Below are 27,000 nucleotides of genomic sequence, written 5' to 3'. Positions count from 1 at the left end.
GGGGTCACAGGCGCGCGGCCCGTTCGAGGCGGCCGAGGTCCACGAACTTGAAGTCGGTGTCGGTGCGGGTCTCCCCGTCGGGACCCGTGGTCCCGGGGGTGTTGGCGCCGTCCTGGACGACCAGCAGGCCGTTCGGGAACTTCGTGCCCAGCGGCGCGCTGGTGACGGCGGCGCCGTCGCACTCCTGCGATCCGTCGGGCGCACCGGGCCTGGTGCCCGCCGCGATGCGGAAGCTGCGGACGTACGCGTTGCCGCGCTCGCGGTCGAAGACGGCGAAGGTGTCGTCGCCCTGGCTGGAGGCGAGCAGGTAGCCGCCGTGGCCGGGGTGCTCGGGGTCGCGCCAGATGGTCAGGCCCTCCACGTCGGCGGAGACGTGCCGGCCGCCGAAGCCGGGGTCGGCGCCCGCGTCGCATTCCTCGGTCCCGGGGTTCCAGGTGCCGGGCACCCCGAAGGAGCGGACCTTCTCGATCAGGCGGGCGGGGGAACGCAGGTCGGCGTCCAGCTTCCAGATGCCGACGTCCTCCTGGCCCGCGTAGAGGTCGCCGGTGTCGGGATCGATGACCATGCCCTCGACCTGCGGGAGTTCGCCCGGTTCACCGCACGGGGTCCACGCCTTCCCGTCGGGGAGGGTGAAGGAGGACGGCAGCGAGGTGGTGCGGACGGTGCGGTAGCCGACCTTCCCCTGCGCGTCGGGCAGGAGTTCGGCGAGGGCGAGGGCGGTGGCGTGGCGCCGGCTGGTGACGGCGAAGGAACGGCCGCTGTGGCGGTCGGTGTACGCGGCCAGGCCGTAGACGGTGCGCTGGTCGTTGACCTCGTCCTGGCCGGCGGAGAAGACCTGCGGGGCCGCGGACTCGTCGGTGACGTCGACCAGCGGGGCCGCGGGCCGGCGGGGGTCGATCCGGTAGACGCGCAGCTGGTCGCGGCCCCGGTCGGAGACGACGGCCACGTCGTGGCGGGCGCCGCCGGGGAAGCGGAGCCCGGTGATCAGGTCGACGTTGTTGAAGCGCCCGGGCGCGTCGCCGCCGCGTGGCGGCGGCGGGGCCGGCAGGGACTGCACCTGGCGCCCGTCCAGGTCGTACACGCGCAGGCCGCCCTCCTTGGCGGTGGCGATGACCAGACTGCGGTCCGGGTCCTTCTCGTTGCGCCAGATCGCGGGGTCGTCGGCGTTCGCGTTGCCGCCGGCCTCGTCGTCGAACAGGGAGGGCGTCTCCAGGGAGGCCTGCACCTGCGGCAGCGCCGCCACCGCGCCGTGGTCGCCGCGGGCGTGCGCCGGTCCGGCGACCACTCCCAGGGCCACGAGGGTCGCCACTGCGACGACCGGCGTCCGCCTTCTCCTGATCACGCTCATCCTGCCTCCCGCTCACGATATCGGGTGGGGGCCGGGCCCGCTTCCCGCCCTTGGGGGGGCTCCCGGGTGGCCGCCCCCACCGTGGGCCACCCGCGGGTGGCCGCCATGGAGCAGACATGACGTGCACATGGCCGAGCCGTGAAATCCCCGCAGCCGGGCGGCTTTCTTAGCGGAACGTTAGATCTGCGTGCCGGAGCTTGTCCGGGTACGACGGCGGACGCATGCTCGGGACACTTCCCCGCCACCGGGGCATTTCTCCCTCTCCCCTCGGGGACATCCGTCAGGAGCCGCCATGTCCGCGTCCGCCGTCATGCCCGCTTCACCGCCCGGTGACGAGCGCAAGAAGCGCCGTCTCGCCCTGATCGGCGGGTCGCTCGGCAATCTCGTCGAGTGGTACGACTGGTTCGTCTACGCCAGCTTCGCGATCTACTTCGCCGACTCCTTCTTCCCCGGCGACAATCCGACCACGCAGCTGATGAACACGGCGGGCATCTTCGCCGTCGGCTTCCTGATGCGCCCCGTCGGCGGGTGGATCCTCGGCCGCGCCGCCGACCGGCACGGCCGCAAGAGCGCCCTCACCCTCACCGTCACGATGATGTCGGTGGCCGCCCTGCTGATCGCCGTGGCCCCGACCTACGGACAGGCCGGCTACTTCGGCGCCCTGGTGCTGCTGCTCGCGCGCCTGCTCCAGGGGATGAGCATCGGCGGCGAGTACGCGGCCAGCGCCACCTACCTGACCGAGGCCTCGGCCCGCAACCGGCGCGGTCTCGGCTCCTCCTTCCAGTACGTGTCGATGACCTGCGGCCAGCTGCTCGGCCTGGGCATCCTGATCACGATGCAGCACACCCTCACCACCGCCCAGTTGGAGAGCTGGGGGTGGCGGATCCCCTTCGTCCTCGGGGCGTTGTTCGCGGTGGTCGTCTTCTGGCTGCGGCGCCGGCTCCAGGAGACCGACGCCTTCAAGGAGGAGTCGGCGGGCGAGGAGGCCCACGACGACAGCACCCGCGGCACGCTGAAGGCCCTGTGGCTCTACCGGCGGCAGGCGGGCCTGGTCATGGCCCTCACCCTCGGCGGGACCGTGGCCTACTACACGTACACCACCTACCTCACCAAGTACCTGGTCGGCAGCGCGGGCATGCCGAAGACGACCGCCACCCTGGTCAGCTTCACCGCTCTGACGCTCTTCGCCGTGCTGCAGCCCTTCGCCGGGATGCTGTCCGACCGGATCGGCCGCCGCCCGCTGCTGATCACCTTCGCGGTGGGCTGCACCGTGGGCACGTACCCGATCATGACCGCCCTCGGGTCGGCGTCCTCGTACTGGTCCGCGCTGGGCCTGTCCCTGCTGGCCCTCGTGATCATCACCGGGTACACCTCGATCAACGCCGCCGTGAAGGCGGAGCTGTTCCCGACCCGGGTGCGCGCCCTGGGCGTCGCGCTGCCGTACGCGATCGCCAACGCACTGTTCGGCGGCACGGCGGAGTACGTGGCGCTGTGGTTCAAGAACGGCGGCCACGAGAAGATGTTCTTCTGGTACGTCTCCGGGTGCGCCCTCGTCTCCCTGGTGACGTACGTCCTGATGCCGGACACCCGCAACGCCGCGCTCAGCCGCGCCGAGGCCGAGTCCGACTCCGGTGCCGCCTCGGGTGCCGGCGCCGGTGCCGGTGAAGCGCCGGAACGTCCGGCCGCGGCTCCCGTAAGCTGAGCCGACCGGGGTCACAGGTCGCGAGGGAACTGTCTATGCACGCGCTTCTCGTCGAGGACGACGACCGGATGGCACGGGCCCTCGGCACCGCCCTCGCCCAGCGCGGGCACACGGTGCGCCGGGTGGGCCGCGCCCTGGACGCCCTGCGGCACGTGCACGAGGCCGGGTTCGTCCTGCTGGACCTGGGCCTGCCCGACCTCGACGGGCTGGAACTGCTGCGGCGGCTGCGGACGGTCTGCGACGCGCCCCTGATCGTGGTGACCGCGCGCTGCGAGGAGCGCGACATCGTCCAGGGGCTGCGGGCGGGCGCCGACGACTACGTGGTCAAGCCGTTCCGGATGGCCGAGCTGATGGCCCGTATCGACACCGTACGCCGCCGGACCGACACGCGGTCCGGCGGGGCGGGCGCCCGCCCCGCCGACCCCGGCGGTGTCGGGGGCGCCGGGGGCCGGCCCGTGCGCACCGGCGACGTCGAGGTCGACCTGGCGGGCCGTACGGTCACGGTGGCGGGCGTCGAAGTACGGCTGACCCGGCGCGAGTTCGACGTCCTCGCCTTCCTCGCCGCCCGCCCCGACGAGGTCCATTCCCGCGAGGTGATCCTGGACCGGATCTGGGGGGACGTCCTGCTCGCAGCCTCCCGCTCCCTGGACGTGCACGTGGCGGGCATCCGCGCCAAGACCGGCCGCGCCGACCTGGTGCGCACGGTCCGCGGGTTCGGCTACCAGCTCGGCTCCCCCACCACACCCGTGGAAGGGGACGGCGCGCGATGAGGCGCAGGCTCCTCGCCGTGCTGATGGTGCTCATGGGGGCCGCGGCGCTGCTGCTCTGCGTCCCCCTGGCCGATGCCTACGCGCGCGGCCGCACGGAGCACCTGCTGCTGCAACGGCGTTCGGAGGCCGTACGGTTCGCCGATCTCGCCGACCGGATGCGCGCCCCCGCGGACCGGGCGGAGCTCTCGGCCGAGATCGGCCGGTACGCCGAGCTGTACGGGGCCGGGGTGGTGGTCGTCGACACGGCGGGAGAGACCATCGCGCGGGCCGGATCGGGGCCCGCGTCGCGGGCCGCCGCGGACGCGGGCGCCGACACCGCCGCGGGCGCCCCCTCCGCCGCGGCGGACGCCCGTCGCCGCGCACTCACCGGCCGCTCCACCGACCGGCTGCCCACCCTGCGCCCCTGGGGCCCGAGGACCGTCGTGCTCGCCGAACCGGTGGGCCGGGACGAACGGGTCAGCGGGGCGGTCCTGCTGGCCGTGCCCACCGACGCCGCCCGCCGGGACGTGGCGGTCCGCTGGTCGCTCATCGCCACCGGGGCGGTCGCCGCCTTCGCCGCGGCGGCCCTGGTCGCGGCGGGGATCGCGCGCTGGCTGATGCGCCCGCTCCTCGATCTGGACCGGGCGGTGGAGCGGTTGGCCGCCGGCAGCCTCCGGGCCCGGGCGGTGTCCGACACCGGCCCCCCGGAACTGCGACATCTGCGGCAGCACTTCAACGCCATGGCCGAGGCCATGGCCGACTCCCTGGGCCGCCAGCGCGACTTCGTCGCCGACGCCTCCCACCAGCTGCGCAATCCGCTCGCCACCCTGGTGCTGCAACTGGAGAACGTCGAACCGCACATCGCTCCCGGTCCCGGCCTCGCCGAGCACACCCGCGCCCTGGACGAGGCGGAGCGCCTGGAGGAACTCCTCGACGGCCTGCTGTCCCTCGCGCGGGTGGAGTCCGGCACGGCGGAGCCCGGCCATCAGGACGTGGCACAGGCGGTACGGGACCGGGTATCGGCCTGGACCCCGGTGTTCCGCGCCGCGGGACTGCACCTGACGGCCGCCGGCCTGCCGCAGGAACTGCCGGCGCGGGCGCTGCCCGACGCGGCGGGCCGCATCCTGGACTCGCTCCTCGACAACGCGGTCAAGTTCGTGCCGCGCGACGGCCGTGTCGAGGTGCTCGCCGTACGGGCGGACGACGGAAGCGCGGTCGTCCGGGTCACCGACGACGGCCCGGGCGTACCGGAGGACCAACTCGCCCTGCTGCTCAGGCGTTTCGCCCGCTCCCCCGAGCACCAGAACGTGCGCGGCAGCGGACTGGGACTGGCCATCGCCGACGAACTCGCCCGCGGCAGTGGCGGCCGGCTGGAGGTCCGCGCAAACGTGCCGCACGGCCTGGTCGTCGAGCTGCGGCTGCCGGCCCGATGACCGCTCAGCCGTACACCGACCGGTAGTAGGCGACGGCCCCCGGATGGAGCGGCACCTCCCCCGTGGAGATGGCGAACCGGGGCTCCAACCGCGCTCCCGCCGTGACCTCGCGCAGCAGGTCGCGCCACTGCCGGAACACGACCTGGAGCAGGGCGCGGGCGGCGCCCTCCGTCAGGTCCGCGCGGGCCAGGAGGTAGTTGCCGACGCCGATGGTCGCGACCGGCTCCGTGAGCCCGTACACCCCGGCCGGCAGGGTGACCGCCGAGTAGGCGGGGGCGTAGCGCTCCCGCAGCGCGCCCACGTAACCGTCGAGCGGCAGGAAGCGCAGGGGCAGTTCGCGCGCCAGCCCCGACAGCGCCGGCGTGGGGACGCCGCCCGACCAGAACAGCGCGTCGACCGTGCCCTCGCGCAGGGCCAGGGCCGAGGCAGCGAGGCCCAGGCTCCGCCCGCGGGCCGGCGCGGGGCCGTCGCTCAGCCCGGCCGCCCGCAGCACCCGTTCGGCCACCACCTGCACGCCCGAGCCCTCCGCGCCGGCCGCGACCGGACGCCCGGCGAGGTCCCGCACCGCGCGCACCGGCCCGTCCGCCGCGACGAGCAGGTGCGTGTAGTTCACGTAGACCCGGGCCAGCGCCGTCACGGCGGCCGGCCGGGAAAACGACTCGCGCCCCAGTGCGGCGTCCTCGGCCACGTCCGCCATGGCCAGCGCCAGTTCCACGGAGCCGTCGTCCAGCTGCCGCAGGTTGTCCACGCTCGCCGCGGTGCTCACGGGCACGATCTCGACGGGCCGGCCGCTCGCGGCGACGGCCTGGGCCAGGGCCTTCCCGAAGGCGTTGTACGGCCCGCCCTCCGGCCCCGTCGCGAGCCGCAGCCTCCGTACCGGACCCGCGTCCCCCGAGCATCCGGCCAGTGCCGCGGCGAGCGTACCGACCCCGGCGGCCAGCAACCCTCGGCGGCTGCTCCCCATGCTGGTCACGGCCCAAGCCTAGGCCCTCTCGCCGTGGTGGCGGAGGGCGGCTTCGCGGGCCGGCATGGCAGAGTCGTCCCATGGTCACTTCGATACGCGCGCCGCGCCGTCGCTGCGCCGCGGCCGCCCTTCTCCTGAGCGCCGCCCTGTCCCTGACCGGCTGCGGCGAGCGCCGCGGCACGGATGCGGCTCCCGGCGCCCCGGACCCGCTCCCGAGCGCGAGCGCGAGCGCCAGTACGGGCCTCGACGCGAGCCCCAGTGCCCCCGGCGCCTCCCCCTACGTGGAGCCCGGAGCCGGCGACGGCGCCCCGCACTACGGGGAGAACAACGCCCACCGCCGCTCGGGCGAGATGTCCCCCGCCAGTGCGAAGGACGCGCGGAAGGAGGCCGACCGGATCGAGCCCGTGCTCAAGCGGCTGTGGGAAGCGGGCACATGGGACCTTCCGAGCGTGCGGGCGGCCCTGCAGCCGCTCGGCTACGAGGAGGAGCGGACCGGCCCGAAGGGCGAACGGCTCGGCGGAACGATCGGCATCCGGGCGATGGAGCCGCGCTTCCAGGGCGACCACTACGTCACGCCCGAGGGCACCCGGGTCGGGCTGCGGGTCCACGACGACGCCTGTGTCACGGCGTTCGTGCAGAAGACCAACTACGAGGTCAAGACGAACGGCCCGTACATGGAGAGCGGCTGCTTCGAACCGCCCTTCGCCCGCTGACGGCGCCGGCCCGTGCGCTACCACCACGTCGACGTCTTCACCGACCGCCCCTACGGCGGCAACAGCCTCGCGGTGTTCCCCGACGCCGATGCGCTGACCTGGGGTCGGATGCGGGCCATCACCCGCGAACTGCGCCACTTCGAGTCCGTCTTCCTGCTCCGCGACGGCTCGCCCGCGCACCCCCGGCGGGCCCGGGCGCGCGTCTTCGACCTCACCGGGGAGCTGGACTTCGCCGGCCACCCCCTCATCGGCGCCGCCGCGGTCCTGCACGCGCTCCACGGCGCCGCGGACCACGAGGCCTGGACCCTGCGCCTGCCGGCCCGGACGGTGGAGGTCACCACCGAGCGCCGCGGCCCGGGCCGGTACGCGTCGCTCCTCGACCAGGGCCTGCCGCCTTCCTCGGCCGCCCCGCCCCGCAGGGGCTCGCGGCCCTGTTCGCCCTCGAACCGGACGACCTGGATCCCCGCCTGCCGCCGGAGGTCGTCTCCGTCGGCGTGAGGACCCGGTGTACCCGGTGGCCGGGGCGGCGAGGTTGCGCGGGGAAGAGTAAGGCGGCGTGGGCCATTCAGGGCGACCGCCGTGTGTCGGCCCTCCGAGGCGGGCGGGGGCTCCTACCTTCCGGAGGTGTACGTTCCGAATCTGCGAAAGGCATCGCCGTGAAGCGAACCGTCCGTACCACCTCCCGCGCCCTGGCCGTCCTCGCCGCCGGCACCATGCTCGGCCTGTTCGGCGCCGCCGCGCCCGCGGCCGCCGACTCGGGCCCGACGTACGTGTTCGTCATCGGCAGCAACATCGTCCAGTCGGCCCAGGACGACATCTTCAACGCCGGACGGGACAACACGGTCGGCTCCCACAACGGGGAGACCGCGGCCACCTCCGTCTCGGCCTTCGAGTCCATGGCGACGGCCGACTGGGCGAAGACCTTCTGACCGACGGCTCGAGGGCTCGACGGCTCGACGGCTCGACGCGTCAACCATGCCCGAGGACAGGGGCCGGCCGCTACCGGGCGGCCCCGTCCCCGGCCACATCGACACATGGAATTCATCAACTCCGCGCGAACACATCGCCAACTCTTGGCCCCTCACCGCCCGCACGAAAGATGCCCCAGACAACCGTGTTGTCCGACAGGTGAGTTACCAACAGGAAGTGATGGAACGTCGCACAGAGTTGCGGTACCTTCCATCACGTCGCCGCCACACCCGGGGCACAGGGCCCCATGGGACTTGCGGCACAAAGGACCCGACACCTGTTGACGACAGCGACCGAAGTCTTCACAGTCCGGCCGTACACCCCGCATTGCCAGGTGATCAGCACCGAGGGCGACCATGCCGTCATTGGCATCTCCCCGGGGAACAGCTATTTCTCCGCCCAGCGCGTGCTCGACCTCGCCCAATGGGGGATGCGCAACTTCCAGCAGGTCGACCTCATTTACACCGACCTGCACGTGGCAGAGATGTACGAGGCCCTCGGCTACGGCGAGGACGAGGCCCGACGCAAGGCGGTCAAGAATCTGCGCGGCGTTCGCGCCAAGGTGAACAACGCCGCCGCGGAAGCCGACCCCACCGGCACCCGCCTGCGCGCCCGGCCGATGTCCTCCCTCACCGACATCCCGGCCTACCGCGCTCTGCACAGCCACCTGAACAACCTGCTCGACAACGACCCGGAGTTCCGCGAGACCTGCAACTCCCTGGTCGACGCATTCCTCTCCTCCAAGGTCCTGGACGGGAAGTCCGCCACCACCCGGCAGCGCGAGGTGTGCCTCGAGTACGTCTGTGCCGAGGCGCCGCTCTTCCTCGACACGCCGGCCATCCTCGGCGTGCCGTCCTCGCTCAACTGCTACCACCAGCTCCTGCCGATGGCGGAACTGCTGTACTCCCGCGGTTCGGGTCTGCGCGCCTCGCGCAACCAGGGACACGCCATCATCACGCCCGCCGAAGGACACCCCGATGCCCACTGACACCCTGCTCGACTTCCCCTTCTCCGCGCGCGGCGACCAGCTCCCCAGCGAGATCGAGGAGCTCCGCAACGAGCCCGTGAAGCGGGTCCGCACGATCGCCGGCGACGAGGCCTGGCTCGTCTCCTCCTATGAACTGTGCAAGCAGGTCCTGGAGGACCCCCGGTTCAGCCTCAAGGACACGTCGGCCCCCGGCGTGCCCCGCCAGTACGCCCTGACGATCCCGCCCGAGGTCGTCAACAACATGGGCAACATCACCGGAGCCGGTCTGCGCAAGGCCGTCCTCAAGGCGATCAACCCCAAGACCGACGGCATGACGGACTGGATGCGGGCCCAGGCCAACGCCCTGGTCGACGGTCTGCTGGCGCACGGCGCCCCGGTCGACCTGCGCGGCCAGTTCACCAACCCGTACGCCGAGCACCTCCACTGCCGGATCCTCGGCATCCCGGAGGCCGACGCCCCGCGCCTGGCCGCCAGCCTCGACATCGCCTTCATGAACTCGGCCTGCCCCGTCACCGGTGCCAAGCTCAACTGGGACCGGGACATGGCCTACATGGTCGAGCGCCTGGACGACCCCGCCACCACCGGGCTCATCTCCGAACTCGCCGCCCTGCGCAACGACCCGGACTACGCCCACCTGACGGACGAGATGCTGGCCACGGTCGGCGTCACCCTGTTCGGCGCCGGGGTCATCTCCACCATGGGCTTCCTGACGATGGCGCTCGTCTCCCTCATCCAGCACCCCGAGGTGTGGGAGCAGCTGCGCGAGGCGCCGGAGAAGATCCCGGCCGCCGTGGACGAACTCCTGCGCATCAACCTCTCCATCGCCGACGGGCTGCCCCGCCTCGCCCTGGAGGACGTCACCCTCGGCGACGTCGAGGTGAAGAAGGGCGAGCTGATGCTGGTCCTGGTCGAGGCCGCCAACACCGACCCGGCCGTGTACCCGGACCCGCACGTCGTGGACATCGACCGGGCGAACGCCGGCACGCACCTCTCCTTCGGCGGCGGGCAGCACTACTGCCCCGCCACCGCCCTCGGCAAGCGGCACACCGAGATCGCCATCGAGGTCCTGCTGGAGAAGATGCCCAACCTCCAGCTCGCCGTCCCCGTCGACCAGTTGGTCTGGCGGACCCGCTTCATGAAGCGCCTGCCGGAACGCCTGCCCGTGCTCTGGTAGCCACGCCGGCGCGTACGCGCGTACGCGGACTGCCCCGGCCGGATCATCCGGCCGGGGCAGTCCCCCGTGGCGGCTCGCGTGCGGGCACCCTGGTCGGCGTACGGCCGGGTCAGGCGCCGACGTACGCCGCGAGGTGCTCGCCGGTGAGCGTGGCGCGCTTGGCCACCAGGTCGGCGGGGGTGCCCTCGAAGACGACCTTGCCGCCGTCGTGGCCGGCGCCGGGCCCGAGGTCGATGATCCAGTCGGCGTGCGCCATGACCGCCTGGTGGTGCTCGATCACGATCACCGATTTGCCGGAGTCGACCAGCCTGTCGAGCAAGCCGAGCAGATGCTCGACGTCGGCGAGGTGGAGGCCCGTGGTCGGCTCGTCGAGGACGTAGACGCCGCCCTTCTCCGACATGTGGGTGGCCAGCTTGAGCCGCTGTCGCTCGCCGCCGGAGAGCGTGGTGAGCGGCTGGCCGAGGGTGAGGTACCCGAGGCCCACGTCGCCGAGCCGGTCGAGGATCTTGTGCGCGGCCGGCGTGTGCGCCTCGCCGGCGCCGAAGAACTCCTCGGCCTCGCTGACGGACATCGCGAGGACCTCGCTGATGTCGCGGCCGCCGAGCCGGTATTCGAGCACCTCCGCCTGGAAGCGCTTGCCCTCGCAGTCCTCACACGGGGTGGCGACGCCCGCCATCATCGCCAGGTCGGTGTAGATGACCCCGGCGCCGTTGCACGTGGGGCAGGCGCCCTCGGAGTTGGCGCTGAACAGGGCCGGCTTCACGCCGTTGACCTTCGCGAAGGCCTTGCGGATCGGGTCGAGCAGTCCGGTGTAGGTCGCCGGGTTGCTGCGCCTGGAACCGCGGATCGGCGTCTGGTCGACCGACACCACCTGCTCGCGCGCCGGGATCGAGCCGTGGACGAGGGAGCTCTTGCCGGAGCCGGCGACACCCGTGATGACGACCAGCGCTCCGAGCGGGATGTCGACGTCGACGTCCCGCAGGTTGTTCGCCGTCGCGCCGCGGATCTCCAGCGCGCCGGAGGGCTCGCGCACCGTCTCCTTGAGCGTGGCGCGGTCGTCGAGGTGGCGACCGGTGATCGTGTCGCCGGCCCGCAGACCCTCGACGGTGCCCTCGAAGCAGACGGTGCCGCCCGCCGTGCCGGCGCCCGGGCCGAGGTCGACGACGTGGTCGGCGATGGCGATCGCCTCGGGCTTGTGCTCCACGACGAGCACGGTGTTGCCCTTGTCCCGCAGCCGCAGCAGCAGGTCGTTCATCCGCTGGATGTCGTGGGGGTGCAGGCCGATGGTGGGCTCGTCGAAGACGTAGGTGACGTCGGTGAGCGCGGAGCCGAGGTGGCGGATCATCTTGACGCGCTGCGCCTCGCCGCCCGAGAGGCTGCCCGCGGGCCGGTCGAGGGCGAGGTAGCCGAGGCCGATCTCGACGAAGGAGTCGAGGGTCTGCTGCAGGGCGGCGAGCAGCGGCGCCACCGAGGGCTCCTTGAGGGCGCGGACCCACTCGGCGAGGTCCCTGATCTCCATCGCGCAGGCGTCGGCGATGCTGATCCGCTTGATCTTCGACGACCGGGCGCCTTCGCTGAGCCGGGTGCCGTCGCACTCGGGGCAGGTGGTGAAGGTGACCGCCCGCTCCACGAACGCCCGGATGTGGGGCTGCATCGCCTCCTTGTCCTTGGACAGGAAGGACTTCTGGATCTTCGGGATCAGCCCCTCGTAGGTGAGGTTGACGCCGTTGACCTTCACCTTGGTCGGCTCGCGGTAGAGGAAGTCCTGCATCTCCTTCTTGGTGTACCGGCGGATCGGCTTGTTCGGGTCGAGGAAACCCGACTCGGCGTAGATCCCCACGGTCCACACGTTGTCCGACTTCCAGCCGGGGATGGTGAACGCGCCCTCGGCGATGGACTTGGAGTCGTCGTAGAGCTGGGTGAGGTCGATGTCGGAGACCTTGCCGCGGCCCTCGCAGTGCGTGCACATGCCGCCGGTGCGGTTGTAGGTCGCCTTCACCGTCCTGGTCTTGGCGGCGCCGCGTTCGACGGTGATCCCCCCGCTCGCCCGGACCGTGGCGGTGTTGAAGGAGTACGCGCTGGGCGGGCCGATGTGCGGCTTCCCGAGCCGGCTGAAGAGGATCCGCAGCATCGCGTTGGCATCGGTGGCGGTGCCGACGGTGGAGCGGGGGTCGGCGCCCATCCGCTGCTGGTCGACGGTGATCACGGTCGTCAGCCCGTCGAGGACGTCGACCTCGGGGCGGGCGAGCGTCGGCATGAAGCCCTGGACGAAGCTGCTGTACGTCTCGTTGATCAGCCGCTGCGACTCCGCGGCGATGGTGTTGAACACGAGCGAGCTCTTGCCCGAACCGGAGACCCCGGTGAACACCGTCAGCCGGCGCTTCGGGATCTCGATGCTGACGTCCTTGAGGTTGTTCTCGCGCGCGCCGTGCACGCGGATCACGTCGTGGCTGTCGGCACCGTGCGGCGCGGACGACCGCGCCCCCGTCCCCGTCCCCGTGGCCTTGCTCATCGTGTCTCCGTCGTTCGGGCGGGGACCGCGTGTGCGGTCCCCGTCGGTTTCGCTGTCCGGACTGTGCTGCGGGCTGTCTCTACCGCTTGGGCTGGTTGAAGCGGAGCATGTTGCCGGCCGGGTCGCGGAAGGCGCAGTCGCGGACCCCGTACGGCTGGTCGATCGGCTCCTGCAGGACCTCCGCGCCGGCTGCCCGGATGCGCTCGAAGGTGGCGTCGACGTCGTCGGTGGAGAAGATCACCCCGCGCAGCATGCCCTTGGCCAGCAGCTCTGCCATCTGCTGCTTGTCCGTCGGGGAGGCGTTGGGGTTGGCGAGCGGCGGTTCGAGGACGATCTCCACGTCGGGCTGCTCGGGTGAGCCGACGGTCACCCACCGCATCCCCTCGAACCCGACGTCGTTGCGTACCTCCATGCCGAGGACGTCGCGGTAGAACGCGAGCGCCTTGTCGTGGTCGTCGACTGCGATGAAGCACTGCGAGAGCTTGATGGTCATGCCTCCGACGCTACGAGGCGGTGGCCGATTCCGCTTCTCCGTTCCTGATCGGTCGCGTATGAATTTTGGCGATGCACGCCGGGATCGCCGCACCGGCCTCGTGGGGGCGGGCCCGGTACGCGCTCGGGCTCTCGCCGACCAGCTCCGTGAAGCGCGAGCTGAACGATCCGAGCGAGGTGCACCCGACCTCGAAGCAGACCTCCGTCACGCTGAGGTCACCCCGCCTCAGCAGGGCCTTCGCCCGCTCGACGCGGCGGGTCATCAGGTAGCTGTACGGGGTCTCCCCGAAGGCGGCGCGGAAGCTGCGGGAGAAGTGCCCGGGCGACATGAGGGCGACGTTGGCCAGTGCCGGGACGTCCAGCGGCTGCGCGTAGTCGCGGTCCATCGTGTCCCGCGCACGACGCAGGCGTACCAGGTCCTCCAGGGTCATGCCCCCAGCATCGCACGGGCGCGGCCGGGGCGGCGGCCGCCTGTGGGAAGTCGATCCGACGGCTGAGGGCAAGCCTTCGGCGGCGCTCGCCCTCGGGTCACAGCCAGCCGGCCTGCGCCGCTCTCAGCCCGGCCTCGAAACGGCTGCGTGCCCCCAGCCGCTCCATGATCGATGCCATGCTGCGGCGGACGGTGCTCAGGGACACCCCCAGCCGCCCGGCGGCCGTCTCGTCGGTGAGCCCCTTGGCCAGCAGGGTGAGCAGTTCGCGTTCCTGGGCGGTGAGCCCGGTGTCCTCGTCCCTGGCCTGCCGCGCGCCGAGCGGCAGGGCGACCGCCCACACCTGCTCGAAGAGCGTCGACAGCGCGGTCATCGCCCCGGCCGCGTGGAGGAGGACGGCCCCGCGGCGGGTGTCCGACGGATCCAGCGGGACCAGCGCGCTGGCACCGTCGATGAGGATCATCCGCAGCGGCAGGGTGGGAACCGTGCGCACCTCGCCCCCGGACTCGGTCAGCCAGCGGGCGTACTCGAGCGTCGGCGCGCTGTTGCGGACGCTGTCCAGGCAGACCGTCCGGAGCTCCACCCCGCGGAGCAGGATCTGGGCGTCGTTGTGCCGCGCCGCCTCGATGGACGCCGGGGAGTGGCCGCCGCCCGGCATGAACGTACAGACCGAGGTGGTGGCCTTGTTGGCGATCTGCTCCAGTCGGCTCTGGATGGCGTCCATGCCGATGAGGCGCTCGCTGTCCGCCTCGTCACTCCCGCCTCCGCTCGCGCCCCCGCCGGCGCCCCCGCCCGCGGGCTCGGCGATGTCGGCGAGCATGCGGGTGACCGCGACGTGGGTCTCGTCCAGTTCCCGCCGGCGCTGCTCGAGTTCGTCCTGCTGGCGGCGGAGCAGCAGCTGGAGCCCCAGTTCGGGGTGGATCGCCCGCCATCCTCCGGGCCGGTCCGCCGACCTGCGCAGCAGGGAGAGCTCGGCGAGTCTGTCCAGCGCGTCCCGCACCTGCTGTTCCTCGAGTCCGAGCCGCTCGGCCATCTGCCCGACGCCCCAGCCCTCGGGGCGCGCGGCCAGCAGCCGGTAGACGACCTCGGTCGATGTGTCGAGTCCCAGTGCGGACAGCATCGCGGCGCTCCTCCCCCACGTCGACAACGTCTCTTCAACGTCTCTTCCAGGCGCACAGCAGCATGGGGGGAAGCAGGGCCGGCGGTCTTGTAGGAATCGGAGTTCAGGCGTGGTCCGGCAGCAGCAGGCTGGTCACCCGGCCCGGCACCCGGTCCAGCGCCGAGCCGGGCGGCAGTCCGCCCCGGTGGGCCGCGAACCGCGACGGGGTGAGCCCGGTCATCGCCTTGAACTCGCGGATGCAGTGGGCCTGGTCGTGGAAGCCGCCGAAGGCCGCCACCTCGGCCCCGTCCAGGCCGAGCGACTGGAGGCGCAGTGCCCGCTGGAGCCGGGCCACCCTGGCGACGGCCTTCGGTGCCAGCCCCACCTGCTGCCCGAAGCGGGCGCGCAGATGGCGGGAGCTCCAGCCGACCTCGCCGGAGATCCTGCTGAGGGCTTCGGGCCGGCCGTCCGCGCGCAACCGCCGCAGGGCCTCGCGGACTTCGGGCGAGACCGTGCCGCCCTTGTCGCCGCAGGAGAGGAACACGGCGTCGAGGAGGGCGAACCGGTCGGCCCAGGCACCGGTCTGCTGGAGCTGCTCGACCAGGAGGGCGGCGTTCCGGCCGAGCAGGTCGGACAGGTCGACGAAGGCCTCGGTGAAGTACCTCATGGGTATCCCGAAGGTCCGGTAGGCGCCGAGCGGGGAGAAGGTCACCTCGATGCCGTGCAGGCCGCCGGTGTGCTCGCCGCGCGTCGCGGTGGTGCGCAGCCCGGAGAGGAAGGACGAGGCGCCCTGTGGCGGTCCCCCGGCGGTGAGGCTGAGACCGCCCGCGAGGGCGATGACCACCGTCACCACGCCGTCGGGGACTTCGAGCCGGGACCGGGGTCTGCCTTCCGGCAGCCGGTAGCCGTGGTACGCGATGATCTGCCCCCGCAGGGCCGCTCCAGGACGCGACCTGATGCTCTCGGCACCTCCGGCAGCGGGCTCCGGAGCGCGAACGATCGAGACCATGCCTACCCCCCCGTATAGGGCGCCTCCGGTCCGGACGGCCACCAGGATGCATCAGCCCGGGCCGAATCCACAGGCGGGTCTCGGCACATTGCCGGCCGGGCGGGGCGATTGGCCGGTTCCGAACGGTGACACCAAGCTCTCCGGGCTGCTTGCTCTCACCCTTCGCCCCTTCCACCGGTCCGTGCCGGGCGGAAGGCTGTTCACCGGGAACAGGGCGAGCCGCCGAAAGCCGAACGTCTGCCGGACTGCAGAATCGAGGGGAATTCCATGATCTGGGACTGATCCGACCCGACCCGACCCGACCGGACCCGACCCGGCCCCGTTCCGCTCCACGACCGGCGGCGGCGGCGGCGAGCTCGTCAGCCCGCCCCCGTTCCCTCCGCCAGCACCTCGCGGATCACGTGCCGGGCGTTGAGCGCCATCGCCCGGTTCGTCTCCCGGTAGTACGGCAGCGCGATCAGCGCCTGTGAGAGGGTCCGCCCCCGGCCTCGCCGCCAGGTCGCATCGTCCACGCCGAGCTCTTCACGGAAGACCTCCCGCGCCCCGGCCGGCAGCAGGTTCCACGCCGGGAACAGATCGCACGCCGGGTCCCCCACCCCCGTGCACCCGAAGTCGATCACCGCGGTCAGCCTGCCACCGTCCACGAGCAGATTGCCCGGCATCAGGTCGGCGTGCAGCCACACCGGCGGCCCGTCCCACTCCGGGGCCCGCAGCGCGTCCTCCCACACGGCGGCCGCCGCATCACAGTCGACGCCCTCCTGCGGGATCGCGCGCAGTTCCTCGATCGCCGCCCGGGTGGGCCCGTCGAGGGAGGCGAGCGGTCCGCCGCGGTGGGCGCGCGGCGCCCCCGGCAGGGTGATGCTCCGCATCGCCGCCACGAACCCGGCCAGGTCCCGGGCCAGCGCCACCGGTTCGCCCAGCGCGCCCGCCTCCGGGTTCTCCCCCGTCAGCCACCGGCACACCGACCACCGCCACGGATACCCCTCGGCGGGCTCCCCGGCCCCGAGCACCTCGGGGATGGCCGTGGGCAGCCCGGGTGCGAGGCGCGGCAGCCACTGCCGTTCCATGGACACGTCCCCGGCTCCGCCCTCCGTCAGCGGCAGCCGTACGACCATGTCCTCGCCCAGCCGGTACATGGCGTTGACCGTGCCGCCGGACGGGAACCGCTCCACCGGCATCCCCGCCCACTGCGGGAACCGTCCGGCGACCAGCCGCCGTACGAGGTCGTTGTCGACGGGGTGCTGACCGGGATGCATCTGTCCTGTGCTCACGACCGTCATCCGACCGTCGGAGGGCCTTCGGGATCAAGCGATTTATCCCTGCCGGTGTCGCCGTTGCCCGACGGGGGTCTTGATCGTTTGGTTGTACGTCGACGGGCGAGGCGAGGGGTCGGAATGCGAGTTGCGCGCAGGACCGTGCTGCAGGCGGCTTCGGTGGGAGCCGCGGCGGCGCTGCTCGGGCGTTCCCCCGCGGCAGCCGACCAGGAGGCCGCGGCAGGAGCCGCGAAGGGCGGGGCGGGGACGGTCGCGGCGGCGACGGGCGGAGCGGCGACCGTCGGTCTGCGCTTCACCGGTGCGACCAACGGGGCCGCGACCGCCACGGCCGCCGGGGACCGGTTCGTCGCCGAGGTGCAGAACGTCCTGTGGTCGCTGCCCCCGGACGGTTCGCCTGCCACGCCCCTCACCCCGCCCGATCTGGAGCCCGGGCGTCCGGTGTTCTCCCCGGACGGCCGCCAGGTGGCGATGAGCGCCTACCGCGGGGGCGTCTTCCACCTCTGGGTGATGAACGCGGACGGCTCCGGTCTGCGCCGGCTCACCGACGGCCCCTTCGACCACCGCGCGCCGGCCTGGTCGCCCGACGGCCGCACCCTCGCCTGCTGTTCCGAACGCGGCGGTGATCCGGTGGCCGGCAGCCCGTACCGGATCTGGACCGTCGACGTCACCGGCGGCCGCCCGCGCCGCCTGACGGGCCTGCCCGGGCAGGAGGGCCCCGGCCAGGACGGGGAGTGGGAGGACTTCGACCCCGTCTGGTCGCCGGACGGCTCCCGCGTGCTGTTCGTCCGCGCCACCGTGACCACGGGCACGCCGGCCGGCGACACGCTGACCGCCCGGACCATCGCCTCCGTCGCCGCCGACGCGCCCGGACCGGTACGGACCGAACACACCGTCACCGGCGGCCGGCTGATGGCTCCCGCGCTCTCCCCGGCCGGCCGCACCGCCTGGCTGTCCGCGGCCCCCGGCCCCCGCAAGGCCGAGACCCTGACCCTGTTCGCGGACGGCCGTCCGGTCGCCCTCGAAGGGGACCTCGCGCCCGCTCCCCCGCGCTGGATCGGCGACGACCGCCTGCTGATCACCCTCGACGGCCGGTTCCGGGTGATCCGCCCGCACCGTGACGCCGGCGCCGGGCAGGAGATCCCCCTCGACGCCACCCTCGAAGTGGAGCGCCCCCGCTACCGGGTCAAGGAGTACGTCCTGGAGGCGGAGCGGAGCCTCCCGGTCCGCGGCATCCACCTGCCCGCCCTGTCCCCCGACGGCCGCAGCGTGGCCTTCGCCGCGCTGAACGCGCTGTGGGTCGCGCCCGTCACCGGCGGGCCGCCGCGCAAGATCGTCCAGGCCCCCGTCACGGCCTACGTCCAGGGCCCGGTGTGGACCCCGGACGGCCGGGCCCTCGTCTACACCGACGACCGCGACGGGCTGAACACCGTACGCCGCAGGGAGCTCGACGGCAGCCGGGAGAGCGTGCTCGCGCCGGGCGGCCGGGTCTACGGGGCGCTCTCCCCGGACGGCACCCGGCTCGCCGCGCTGGACCTGGCCGGGCGGCTCCTCGTACGCGACCTCGCGACCGGGACGGAGACCGCGCTGGTCCCGGCACTGGGCGGGGGCGGACTGCCCGGCCCGCCCAGCTGGTCGCCCGACGGCCGGCACCTCGCCCTGTGCGACCGCAACCGGCTCAGCCGGCGCTTCCGCGAGGGCTACAACCTCATCCGGATCGTCGACGCCGCCACCGGCGCCGCCCGCCTGCACGCGCTCGCCCCGCACGCCTCGCTCGCGGACCGCTACGCCTCCGGACCCGTCTGGTCGCCCGACGGCCGCTTCCTCGCCTGCGTCAGCGAGTCGGCGCTGTGGCTGCTGCCCGTCGGCCCCGACGGCACGCCCACCGGACCGGCCCGCCGCCTGACCGACGAGCCCGCCGACCACCCTTCCTGGTCGGCCGATGCCCGCACCCTGCTCTACCAGTCCTGCGCCCGGCTGCGCCTGCTCACCCTCGACGGCGACGGCGTGCCCGCCGGGCCCGCCCGGACCGTGCCCGTCTCCCTCTCCTACCGGCGCCCCGCACCCGTCGACACCGTCGTGCACGCGGGACTGTTGTGGGACGCCACCGGCTCCCCGCCCCGGGCCGACGTCGACGTCCTCGTCAGCGGCGGCCGGATCACCGCCGTCGAACCGCACCGGCCGGGCCGCCGCGCCGCCCGCACCGTCGACGCCTCCGCCGGCACGGTCCTGCCGGGCCTGTGGGACTCACACGTCCATCCGTACCCCTACACCTACGGGGCGCGCCAGGGCGTGCTGCACCTCGCGTACGGCGTCACCACCGTGGTCTCGCTCGGCGGTTCGGCCTACGAGCAGGCCCGGCTGCGCGAGGACATCCGGGCCGGGCGGCTCGCCGCGCCGCGACTGCTGGCCGGCGGAGAGCTCCTCGACGGCTCCCGGGTCGCCTACAGCATGGGGCGCGCCCATCGCACCCGTGCGGGGTTCGCCCGCTCGCTGGCCCGGGGCGCGGCGCTGGACTGGGACTTCGTCAAGACGTACGTACGCGCCCCCTACGAGCTGATGGCCGAGGCGGCCCGCTTCGCGCACGAGCGGCTCGGTGTCCTGGCCGGCTCCCACCTGTGCGCCCCGGGCCTCCAGGCCGGCCAGGACCTGACGACGCACCTGGTGGCGACCGAGCGCGCGGAGTACGGCCACGGGGCGACCCCGCGGGGCCACACGTACCAGGACACCGTGGAGGTGTACACGCGCGGCGGTTTCGATCTGATCGCCACCCCCTTCACCGCGCTGCCGCTGATCGGCGCCGATCCGGCGCTCGCCGACGATGTGCGGGTGACGGGCCTGATGCCGCCCTGGGACGTGGAGGCCGTCCGGGCCGCGGCGGCGAGTGCGCCGAGCGCGGAGCAGAGCGCCGTCCTGGAGCGCGAGGTGGACGTCTACCGGCGTGTGGTGGCGGGTGGCGGCCGGCTCGCGCTGGGCACCGACGCGCCGCTCACCCCCGTCGGGCTCCATCTGCACCTCTCCCTGCGGGCCCTGCACCGGTACGGCATGTCGCCGGCGGAGGCGCTGACCACCGTGACCCGTACCCCGGCCCGGGTGTTCGGCGTCGCGGACCGGCTCGGCACGGTCGAACCGGGCAGGATCGCCGACCTCACCCTCGTCGACGGAGACCCCTTCACCGACTTCGCGGACCTGATCCGGGTACGGGCGACCGTCCGGGGCGGTGTCGTGCGTGAACGCCCGGCCCTGGAGCGTGCCTTCACCCGTTCCGGCGCGACGCCGGACGCGGCCCCCGGGGACTGGGGCGGGGTGCTGCGCCAGATGCTCCGGGACGGCTGCTGCACCGGCCACGAGGGCGACCGCTGACGAGCGCCGCCAGGCGCGGGCGGCTTCGCGGTCAGGGCTGGTCGTACCAGGAGAAGGCGGCGATCCGCCAGCCCTCCGGGGTCCGCACGAACTGGATGGTCTTGGTCCCGCCGCCCTCGAAGGGCTCGCCGTCCAGGATCCCGGACTTGCGGTACTCGCCGAACCGCGAGGCGATGTCGCCCGCGATCTCGGTCCGTTCCGAGGTCTCCCACTCGGAGAACTCGGCCAGCCGGCCGCCGGACAGCAGCAGCCGGCGCGGCTCGATGAACTCGTCCACGGTGTAGGGCGTGAAGTCCGGGCCGGTCTTGACGATGACCCCGCCCGGGAGCATGAGCCGGCGGATCCGTTCCACGTCGGCGGCCTGCCCGCCCCGGTTGTCGAAGGCGCCGAAGAACTCGGCGGTCACCACGTCTATCTCGGCCTTGGACATGGCGCGACAGTAACACCCGTACGGGCGGCGGGCGTCGCACGGGCCGCCCACGCCTCCGTACGTCCGTACGTCCGCGTACGGTCAGGCCGCGAGCGCCGTGGTGATCACCAGGGGCGGCCTCTCCCGCTCCGCCGACCAGGCGCGGCCGGCCGCGAGATCCGGATCGGCGACGGTGAGCGCCTCGTCCACGGTGGGCCGGTGCTGGACGACGTCCCGGAAGCCGGCGCGCTCCAGCAGGGCCGGGAAGTAGCCGACGGGCCAGGCGTGGTTGCGCATCTCCTGCCAGGTTCCGTCCGTGCGCCGCAGCCGTACCGTCAGCTCGTCGCCGGGCCCGTACACCTCGCCCGGTTCGCCGATCCGCAGCGAGGCGTACTCGGTGCCGTTGCAGCCGGGGTCGGTGCTCAGCAGCACGCACAGGGCATCCGGCCGCAGCAGTCGGCGGATCTCGGTGAACACGCCGAGCACCGCGTCCTCGGTCGGCAGCGACGCGAGCACGTGGTTGCACATGACCGCGTCCGCGCAGCCGTCCGCGAGGCCGGTCACCCGGCCGTCCTCGACGAGGTGGTACTCCGCCACCGCGGGCGCCGAGGCGCGGGCCAGCGCCAGCATCTCCGGGGAGGTGTCCACCCCGAGGACCCGCGCCCCCAGCCGCCGGGCCGCGTGGTCGGCCACCTTGCCCGGTCCGCACCCGTAGTCCACCAGGACCGCCCCGGGGCCGATCCGACGGGACAGGGCCCGGAAGACGAAGGGGTACCCGAGCAGCCAGTCCGTGGCCGCGTCCACCGCGGCGAATGCCCGCGCGCCGTCATGTCCGGACCAGGCGGCGCCGTCTGTACCGCCGCTCCGCCCGGGTCCCTCCGACCAGTCGCTCACAGCCCCACTATCGACCCATTACGGCCGCCCGGCACTGTTACGACACGACGTCCCGGCCTGCCGCGTTCCCGCCCCCGGATTCCGGCCGAAACGGCTTCGGGCCGGGCGGCCCCGTGACAGCATCCTCCCCATGAGTCGAGACGACAGCGACGAGGCGTACGTGGTCGGCCTGTGCAACCAGGTCCTGGGCGCCACGGCCCTCACCCAGCACAGGTTCGACTGGCTGCTGGGCGATCCCGGGGCGGGAGGCCGCCGGGCCAGGCTGCCGGTCGACGCCTACTGGCCGGGCCACCGGCTGGTGCTGGAGTATCGGGAGCGCCAGCACGACGAGCCGACGCCGTTCTTCGACAAGCCCGACAGGATGACCGTCAGCGGAGTCCACCGCGGCGAGCAGCGCGCCCGCTACGACGGCTACCGCGACACGCAGATCCCGGCCCACGGCCTGCGGCTCGTGGTCGTCCGCACCTCGCCGCCGGCGGCCGGGGGCGCCTGCGCCGCGTCCCGGAAACCGACGTGGAGATCCTCCGTGTTCTGCTCGCCGGGGTGGCGGAGCGGGATGCTAGAGGTTGATCCAGTAGCGTCGCTTGGGGCCGATGAGGGTTTCGCGGACGTCTTCCAGCACGCCGCCGTTGGCCTCGATCGTGCGGATCGAGGCCTCGTTTCCGGGGTCGCAGGTCAGCAGGACCCGGTCCATCCCCAGCAGGCGGGCCTCGTGCCGGACGGCGCCCAGGGCCCAGGTGGCGAGGCCGCGGCGGCGGGCCGAGGGACGGACGCTGTAGCCGATGTGGCCGCCCGCGTCGAGCAGGAAGCCGTTCAGGTAGTGCCGTAGGTCTATCGCGCCGAGATAGGTGTCGTTCTCGGCGATCCACCAGTACGTGGCGTGCACGCGGCCGTGCTCGACCGGCGCCGTACGGTCGGCGTACCGGTGCAGCCGGTCCACCCAGGCCGCGAAGCCCTCCGGGCTGTCCACGTCGTCGTCGGAACCGAGCCCGGCGCCGTCCAGGTGCGCGTCGGGGCCCGCTTCCCGCTGGGCGGCGAGCCAGGAGCTGTGCAGGCGGGACGTGGGGCTGATGAGCTCTGGCATACCTCGGACCCTACCGGAACAGTCGGATCATCCGACCCGGTCCGGTGGCGCCGGGGGCGGACCTCAGCCCGACGGCGGTGCGGCCGGCGTCGACGCAGGTGACGCAGGTGTCGGGGCCGAGGGCTTGGGGGCCGGGGGCTTGTGCCCGGGGTAGACGTGGTCCGGGGTCACGATTTCGGTGATCGCCTCGCCGAAGAGGGTGCTGGGCTCCTGGCCGTCGTGCAGGACGTCGGTGTTGAGGATGACGACCAGGGTGGCCTGATCCTGCGGCAGGAAGACGCCCAGGCTCTCGTAGCCCGGCAGCGAACCGTTGTGCCCGATCCAGCCCTGGACGTTGAACAGACCCAGCCCGTAGCCGGCGCCGGGGATGCCGACCGAGGTGGTCTTCAGGCGCTGGGCCTGTGTCTCGGGCGTCAGCAGCGTGCCCGTGGCGAGGGTCCGCGCCCAGCTGCGCAGGTTCTGGAGGTCGGAGATCATCGCGCCCGCGGCCCAGGCCCAGGACGGGTCCCAGCCGGCGGCGTCCTCGATCTTGCCGGAGGCCGTCTGGTCCGTGTAGCCCTGCGCGTGCGGTGCGGGGAACTCCGCGCCGGTCGGGAACAGCGTGCGGCCCAGTCCGGCCGGCTGCACCACGTCCCGGTTGATGACGTCCTTGAGCGGCCGGCCGGTGACCTTCTCGATCAGCAGGCCGAGCAGGATCAGGTTGGTGTTGGAGTACTCGAACTCCGCGTTCGGCTCGAACTGCACCGGGTGCTTGAAGGAGTAGTCGAGCAACTCCTGCGGTGTGAAGGTACGGTCGGGGTCGGTGGTGAACGCCTTGTCGAAGTCCGCGTCCTCGCTGTAGTTGAAGAGCCCGCTGCGCATGCCGGCCAGCTCGCGCAGGGTGATGCGGTCCCCGTTGGGAACGCCGGCGATGTAGTCGCCGATCGGGTCGTCCAGGCCCACCTTGCCCTGGTCGACCAGCTGGAGTACGGCGGTGACGGTGAACGTCTTGGTCTGGCTGCCGATGCGGGTGTTGAAGTCGGTCCGCATGGGGGCGCCGGTCGCCTTGTCGGCCACGCCGAAGGCCCTCACGTAGCTGCCCTTGCCGGGTGCCCACAGCCCCACGATCACGCCCGGCACCTGGGCCTCGCGCATGACCTGGCGCACGGCCGCGTCGAGTTGGGCCGCGGCGGCCGGGGTGAGCTCCGGGAAGCCCTCCTCGCCGTCCGGGGTGGGGGCGGCGGGGGCGGACCGCACCGCGCCGGGCGTCCCGTACGCGGAGCCCGCGACGGCCGGGGCGACGAGCAGACAGGCCGCGGCGGCGGCCACGCAGGTCCGGCGGAACCATGTGTGCGTCCGAGTCACCACGTGCCTCCTGCCGTACGGGGTTCAAGGCGAGGCGATCACGAACAGCGTAAGGTCGCACCGGTCCGGCCGCGAGGCGAGCGGTCCGCCGCGGCCGGGGCTACGGCAGGGACCTCGCGCGGGCGATGACCAGGGCGACGTCGTCGTGGTCGTCCGGCCGGCGCAGGGAGTCCAGGAGCCGGTCGCAGGTCTCCTCCAACGGGCGTCCGGTGTCGGCGAGCAGGGCCAGGAGCAGGTCGAGGCGTTCGTCGATGGGCTGGTCCCGGGTCTCGACGAGGCCGTCGGTGTAGAGGACGAGTTGGTCGCCGGGTTCCATGGCGACGGTGGTGGCCTCGAAGGGGATGCCGCCCACGCCGAGCGGTGCGCCGGTGGGCAGGTCGAGGAGTTCGGGGGTGTGGCCGGACCGGATGAGGACGGGCGGCAGGTGTCCGGCGACGGCCACCCGGCACTGGGCCCGGTGCGGGTCGTAGACGACGTAGACGCAGGTGGCGATGGTCTCTTCGAGGGCGGCGGTGGTGCGGTCGAGCTGCTGGAGCACCTGGGTCGGGTCGAGGGCGAGTTCGGCGAGGGTACGGGTCGCGGTGCGCAGTTGTCCCATGCTCGCGGCGGCGTTGATGCCGCTGCCCATGACGTCGCCGATCACGAGGACGGTGGTGTCGTCCGGGCCCGCGATGGCGTCGAACCAGTCGCCGCCGATCTCGCTGCTGGCCGCGGCGGGCCTGTACCGGGAGGCCACTTCCAGGCCGGGGGTGGGCGGCGGGTGGTGCGGGAGGAGGTGGTGCTGGAGGGCGAGGGCGGTGTGGTGCGCGTTGCGGTACCAGCGGGCGTTGTCGATGCACACGGCGGCGCGGGCGGCCAGTTCCCCGGCCAGCACGATGTCGTCGTCGTTGAAGGGCAGCGGGTTGCGGGTGCGTTTGAGGTCGAGGGCGCCGAGGACCTCGCCGCGCGCGATGAGGGGCACGGCCAGGTACGAGCGCAGGCCGGCGCGGGTCAGGAGCGAGGCGGCGGTGCTGTCGCGGGCGATGCGCGAGATGTCCTGGGCGTGGACGTGGGCCACCAGGACCGGGTGTCCGGTCGTCACGGACTGGGTGACCAGCCGGTCCGCGGCGTACGCGGCGATGTCGCCCGGCGGGTCCGCGGCGCGCACGGCCTCGCTGGGGAAGGCGGAGGCGACGGCCAGGGCACGGAACACGGCGGGCTCGTGGGCGGAGGACCGCAGGGTCGGCCGGCCCTCGAGGACGGAGTCGAGGATGTCGACGGCGGCGATGTCGGCGAGCTCCGGCACGACGACGTCGGCCAGCTCGCGGGCGGTCTGGTCCAGGTCGAGGGTGGTGCCGATGCGGACGGTGGCGTCAGCGATCAGGGCGAGGCGCCGGCGGCTGCGGGCGATCTCGATGGCCGCCTGGTGACTCTGGGTGACGTCGACCACGGACGTGGCGAGGCCGAGGACGCGTCCGGTGGCGTCCTCCAGCCGGTAGTACGACACCGACCAGGCGTGCTCGGTGCGCTCCCCGCCGTGGGTGCGGCCGGCCGTGAACTGTTCGAGCAGCGGGGTACCGGTCGCCAGGACCTGGCGCATGGCCGATTCGGCGGCCTCGGTGTCGTCGAGGAAGGAGAGGGCCTCGCGGACGCTCCGGCCGATGTGCTGGGCGGCGGGCAGCCCGTTGATCCGCTCCAGCGTCGGGTTGACGAGGACGTACCGCAGTTCCGTGTCCAGGACCGCGAGGCCGATCGGGGACTGGGCCACCAGGCGCGCGGAGAGGGCGAGGTCCCGCTCCAGCTGCCGCAGCCGCGTGCGGTCGGTCGCGATGCCGAGGGCGTACAGGTCCCCGTGCTCGTCGAGCAGCCGCATGTTGCGGAATTCCACCAGGCGGGTGCCGCCGTCCTTGTGGCGTACCGGGAAGGCGCCCGCCCAGTCCCCGGCGCCGCCCATGACCCGTGCGAAGAGCTCGGTGACGAGCCCCAGGTGTTCCTCGGCGGCCAGCAGCCCGGCCGCGGGCCGGCCGAGCGCGTCCTCGGCCGACCAGCCGAACAGCTGCTCGGCCTGGGGGCTCCACAGTGCGATCCGTCCCTCGGCGTCGAGGACGACCGCCGCGACGTTCAGGACGTCGAGCAGCCCGCTGGGCGGGGCGAGCCCGGGCGCGGTACGCCCGGTCCCACCGGCTCCCGACCCGTCGATCGAACCCATCGGGGACGCTCCCTTCCGGCACCTCCGGCCCGGCCCCCACCCGCCCAGCGGCGGCCCGGGGCGCACGGCTACCTCTCATCGTGCCCCGGAACCCGCCCGGCAGCGCCCGGAGCGCCCGCCCACCCGGCCGGCCGGGTGGCGGTCATCGGCCGGATCGGTTCACTCAGCGCGCGCATCTGCGAATCGCCGCGGCCCGAGCGGCGGCGCCGGGACCACGTACGCTCGGCGGATGGCGAAATACTTCGACGTACATCCCGAGAATCCCCAGCGGCGCACCATCGACAGCGTGGTCGACATGATCCGCGGCGGGAAGCTCGTCGCATACCCGACCGACTCCTGCTTCGCGCTGGGTTGCCAGCTGGGCAACCGTGACGGCATCAGCCGGATCCGGTCGATCCGCAACCTGGACGACCGTCACCACTTCACCCTGGTGTGCCAGAACTTCGCGCAGATGGGCCGGTTCGTCCAGATCGACAACGACGTGTTCCGCGCGATCAAGGCGGCCACACCCGGCAGTTACACCTTCATCCTCCCGGCCACGTCGGAGGTGCCTCGCCAGCTGCTGCACCCGAAGAAGAAGACGGTCGGGGTCCGGATCCCCGACCACGTCGTCACGCAGGCCCTGCTCGCCGAGCTCGGCGAGCCGCTGCTCTCCAGCACCCTGCTGCTGCCCGACGAGGACGAGCCGATGACGCAGGGCTGGGAGATCAAGGAGCGGCTCGACCACGAGGTGGACGCCGTGCTGGACTCGGGCGACTGCGGCACGGAGCCGACCACGGTCATCGACTTCTCCGGCGGCGAGGCCGAGATCGTCCGCCGGGGCGCGGGCGACACCTCGCGCTTCGAGTAGTCGCGCCGGCCCGGCGG

The 27,000-nt window shown here is 73.1% G+C and carries 23 protein-coding genes; 10 read left to right on the top strand and 13 right to left on the bottom strand.

Annotation, left to right across the window (positions count from 1 at the left end):
• Nucleotides 1-4: 4 nt before the first annotated feature.
• On the bottom strand, nucleotides 5-1,348 hold the full coding sequence (locus AB0D29_RS11630; protein WP_362853475.1) for a phytase: 1,344 nt from the start codon (nucleotides 1,346-1,348) through the stop codon (nucleotides 5-7).
• 310 nt (nucleotides 1,349-1,658) lie between these two features.
• Between AB0D29_RS11630 and AB0D29_RS11625 the strand changes: the two genes are divergently transcribed.
• From AB0D29_RS11625 to AB0D29_RS11615, 3 genes are read left to right on the top strand one after another with little or no spacing between them, the layout of a single operon-like run.
• Entirely contained in the window at nucleotides 1,659-3,050 is a 1,392-nt protein-coding gene (locus AB0D29_RS11625) for an MFS transporter (protein WP_362853617.1), read from the top strand.
• Between the two features lie 35 nt (nucleotides 3,051-3,085).
• The gene (locus AB0D29_RS11620) at nucleotides 3,086-3,820 is read left to right on the top strand and encodes a response regulator transcription factor (RefSeq protein WP_362853474.1); all 735 of its coding nucleotides are present in this window, start codon (nucleotides 3,086-3,088) and stop codon (nucleotides 3,818-3,820) included.
• Nucleotides 3,817-5,232 (top strand): HAMP domain-containing sensor histidine kinase, encoded by a 1,416-nt coding sequence (locus AB0D29_RS11615; protein WP_362853472.1) that lies wholly within the window; start codon nucleotides 3,817-3,819, stop codon nucleotides 5,230-5,232. Before AB0D29_RS11620 ends, AB0D29_RS11615 begins: the two co-directional genes overlap by 4 nt.
• Nucleotides 5,233-5,236: 4 nt before the next feature.
• Here the strand turns inward: AB0D29_RS11615 and AB0D29_RS11610 are convergent, their stop codons facing one another.
• A complete protein-coding gene (locus tag AB0D29_RS11610; RefSeq protein WP_362853616.1) occupies nucleotides 5,237-6,196 on the bottom strand; it encodes a TAXI family TRAP transporter solute-binding subunit in 960 nt (319 codons plus the stop codon).
• Between the two features lie 80 nt (nucleotides 6,197-6,276).
• Between AB0D29_RS11610 and AB0D29_RS11605 the strand changes: the two genes are divergently transcribed.
• From AB0D29_RS11605 to AB0D29_RS11585, 5 genes are all read left to right on the top strand, one after another.
• Nucleotides 6,277-6,909, top strand: a complete 633-nt coding sequence (locus tag AB0D29_RS11605; protein ID WP_362853471.1) for a hypothetical protein — start codon at nucleotides 6,277-6,279, stop codon at nucleotides 6,907-6,909.
• A gap of 12 nt (nucleotides 6,910-6,921) precedes the next feature.
• Nucleotides 6,922-7,407, top strand: a complete 486-nt coding sequence (locus tag AB0D29_RS11600) for a PhzF family phenazine biosynthesis protein (protein WP_362853469.1) — start codon at nucleotides 6,922-6,924, stop codon at nucleotides 7,405-7,407.
• A 158-nt stretch (nucleotides 7,408-7,565) separates the two neighbouring features.
• Nucleotides 7,566-7,838 carry a hypothetical protein gene (locus tag AB0D29_RS11595; RefSeq protein WP_362853468.1) on the top strand — a complete coding sequence of 91 codons (273 nt, stop codon included), beginning with the start codon at nucleotides 7,566-7,568 and terminating at the stop codon, nucleotides 7,836-7,838.
• Between the two features lie 287 nt (nucleotides 7,839-8,125).
• The gene (locus AB0D29_RS11590; protein ID WP_362853467.1) at nucleotides 8,126-8,866 is read left to right on the top strand and encodes a tRNA-dependent cyclodipeptide synthase; all 741 of its coding nucleotides are present in this window, start codon (nucleotides 8,126-8,128) and stop codon (nucleotides 8,864-8,866) included.
• Complete coding sequence (locus AB0D29_RS11585; protein WP_362853465.1) at nucleotides 8,856-10,040, top strand: cytochrome P450; 1,185 nt, start codon at nucleotides 8,856-8,858, stop codon at nucleotides 10,038-10,040. Before AB0D29_RS11590 ends, AB0D29_RS11585 begins: the two co-directional genes overlap by 11 nt.
• Before the next feature lie 109 nt (nucleotides 10,041-10,149).
• Here AB0D29_RS11585 and AB0D29_RS11580 read toward each other — a convergent pair whose 3' ends face one another.
• The 6 genes from AB0D29_RS11580 to AB0D29_RS11555 all read right to left on the bottom strand — a co-directional run bounded on the left by AB0D29_RS11580 (nucleotide 10,150) and on the right by AB0D29_RS11555 (nucleotide 16,851).
• Complete coding sequence (locus AB0D29_RS11580; RefSeq protein WP_362853463.1) at nucleotides 10,150-12,552, bottom strand: excinuclease ABC subunit UvrA; 2,403 nt, start codon at nucleotides 12,550-12,552, stop codon at nucleotides 10,150-10,152.
• A gap of 79 nt (nucleotides 12,553-12,631) precedes the next feature.
• Entirely contained in the window at nucleotides 12,632-13,045 is a 414-nt protein-coding gene (locus AB0D29_RS11575; protein ID WP_362853461.1) for a VOC family protein, read from the bottom strand.
• 10 nt (nucleotides 13,046-13,055) lie between these two features.
• Nucleotides 13,056-13,475: a helix-turn-helix transcriptional regulator gene (locus AB0D29_RS11570; protein ID WP_362853459.1), complete on the bottom strand. Its 420-nt coding sequence runs from the start codon at nucleotides 13,473-13,475 to the stop codon at nucleotides 13,056-13,058.
• Between the two features lie 97 nt (nucleotides 13,476-13,572).
• Nucleotides 13,573-14,592 (bottom strand): LuxR C-terminal-related transcriptional regulator, encoded by a 1,020-nt coding sequence (locus AB0D29_RS11565; RefSeq protein ID WP_362853457.1) that lies wholly within the window; start codon nucleotides 14,590-14,592, stop codon nucleotides 13,573-13,575.
• 103 nt (nucleotides 14,593-14,695) lie between these two features.
• Entirely contained in the window at nucleotides 14,696-15,580 is an 885-nt protein-coding gene (locus AB0D29_RS11560) for an AraC family transcriptional regulator (RefSeq protein WP_362853455.1), read from the bottom strand.
• A gap of 359 nt (nucleotides 15,581-15,939) precedes the next feature.
• Nucleotides 15,940-16,851 carry an aminoglycoside phosphotransferase family protein gene (locus tag AB0D29_RS11555; protein WP_362853453.1) on the bottom strand — a complete coding sequence of 304 codons (912 nt, stop codon included), beginning with the start codon at nucleotides 16,849-16,851 and terminating at the stop codon, nucleotides 15,940-15,942.
• 123 nt (nucleotides 16,852-16,974) lie between these two features.
• Between AB0D29_RS11555 and AB0D29_RS11550 the strand changes: the two genes are divergently transcribed.
• On the top strand, nucleotides 16,975-20,214 hold the full coding sequence (locus tag AB0D29_RS11550) for an amidohydrolase family protein (RefSeq protein ID WP_362853452.1): 3,240 nt from the start codon (nucleotides 16,975-16,977) through the stop codon (nucleotides 20,212-20,214).
• 31 nt (nucleotides 20,215-20,245) lie between these two features.
• Here AB0D29_RS11550 and AB0D29_RS11545 read toward each other — a convergent pair whose 3' ends face one another.
• The 5 genes from AB0D29_RS11545 to AB0D29_RS11525 all read right to left on the bottom strand — a co-directional run bounded on the left by AB0D29_RS11545 (nucleotide 20,246) and on the right by AB0D29_RS11525 (nucleotide 26,133).
• Nucleotides 20,246-20,644: a DUF4440 domain-containing protein gene (locus AB0D29_RS11545; protein ID WP_362853450.1), complete on the bottom strand. Its 399-nt coding sequence runs from the start codon at nucleotides 20,642-20,644 to the stop codon at nucleotides 20,246-20,248.
• An 81-nt stretch (nucleotides 20,645-20,725) separates the two neighbouring features.
• Nucleotides 20,726-21,517, bottom strand: coding sequence for a methyltransferase domain-containing protein (locus AB0D29_RS11540; protein WP_362853449.1), 792 nt, complete (start codon nucleotides 21,515-21,517; stop codon nucleotides 20,726-20,728).
• 559 nt (nucleotides 21,518-22,076) lie between these two features.
• The gene (locus AB0D29_RS11535; RefSeq protein WP_362853447.1) at nucleotides 22,077-22,601 is read right to left on the bottom strand and encodes a GNAT family N-acetyltransferase; all 525 of its coding nucleotides are present in this window, start codon (nucleotides 22,599-22,601) and stop codon (nucleotides 22,077-22,079) included.
• Between the two features lie 63 nt (nucleotides 22,602-22,664).
• A complete protein-coding gene (locus AB0D29_RS11530) occupies nucleotides 22,665-23,945 on the bottom strand; it encodes a serine hydrolase domain-containing protein (RefSeq protein ID WP_362853446.1) in 1,281 nt (426 codons plus the stop codon).
• A 100-nt stretch (nucleotides 23,946-24,045) separates the two neighbouring features.
• Nucleotides 24,046-26,133 carry a SpoIIE family protein phosphatase gene (locus tag AB0D29_RS11525; protein ID WP_362853445.1) on the bottom strand — a complete coding sequence of 696 codons (2,088 nt, stop codon included), beginning with the start codon at nucleotides 26,131-26,133 and terminating at the stop codon, nucleotides 24,046-24,048.
• Between the two features lie 229 nt (nucleotides 26,134-26,362).
• Here AB0D29_RS11525 and AB0D29_RS11520 point away from each other — a divergent pair, with 229 nt between their 5' ends.
• Entirely contained in the window at nucleotides 26,363-26,983 is a 621-nt protein-coding gene (locus AB0D29_RS11520; protein ID WP_362853443.1) for an L-threonylcarbamoyladenylate synthase, read from the top strand.
• Nucleotides 26,984-27,000: the final 17 nt, after the last annotated feature.

The sequence above is a fragment of the Streptomyces sp. NPDC048424 genome (assembly GCF_040651555.1).
GTDB lineage: Bacteria > Actinomycetota > Actinomycetes > Streptomycetales > Streptomycetaceae > Streptomyces.
Note: the sequence above shows the minus strand (reverse complement) of the source record. Positions and strands in the feature narration are given on the sequence as shown.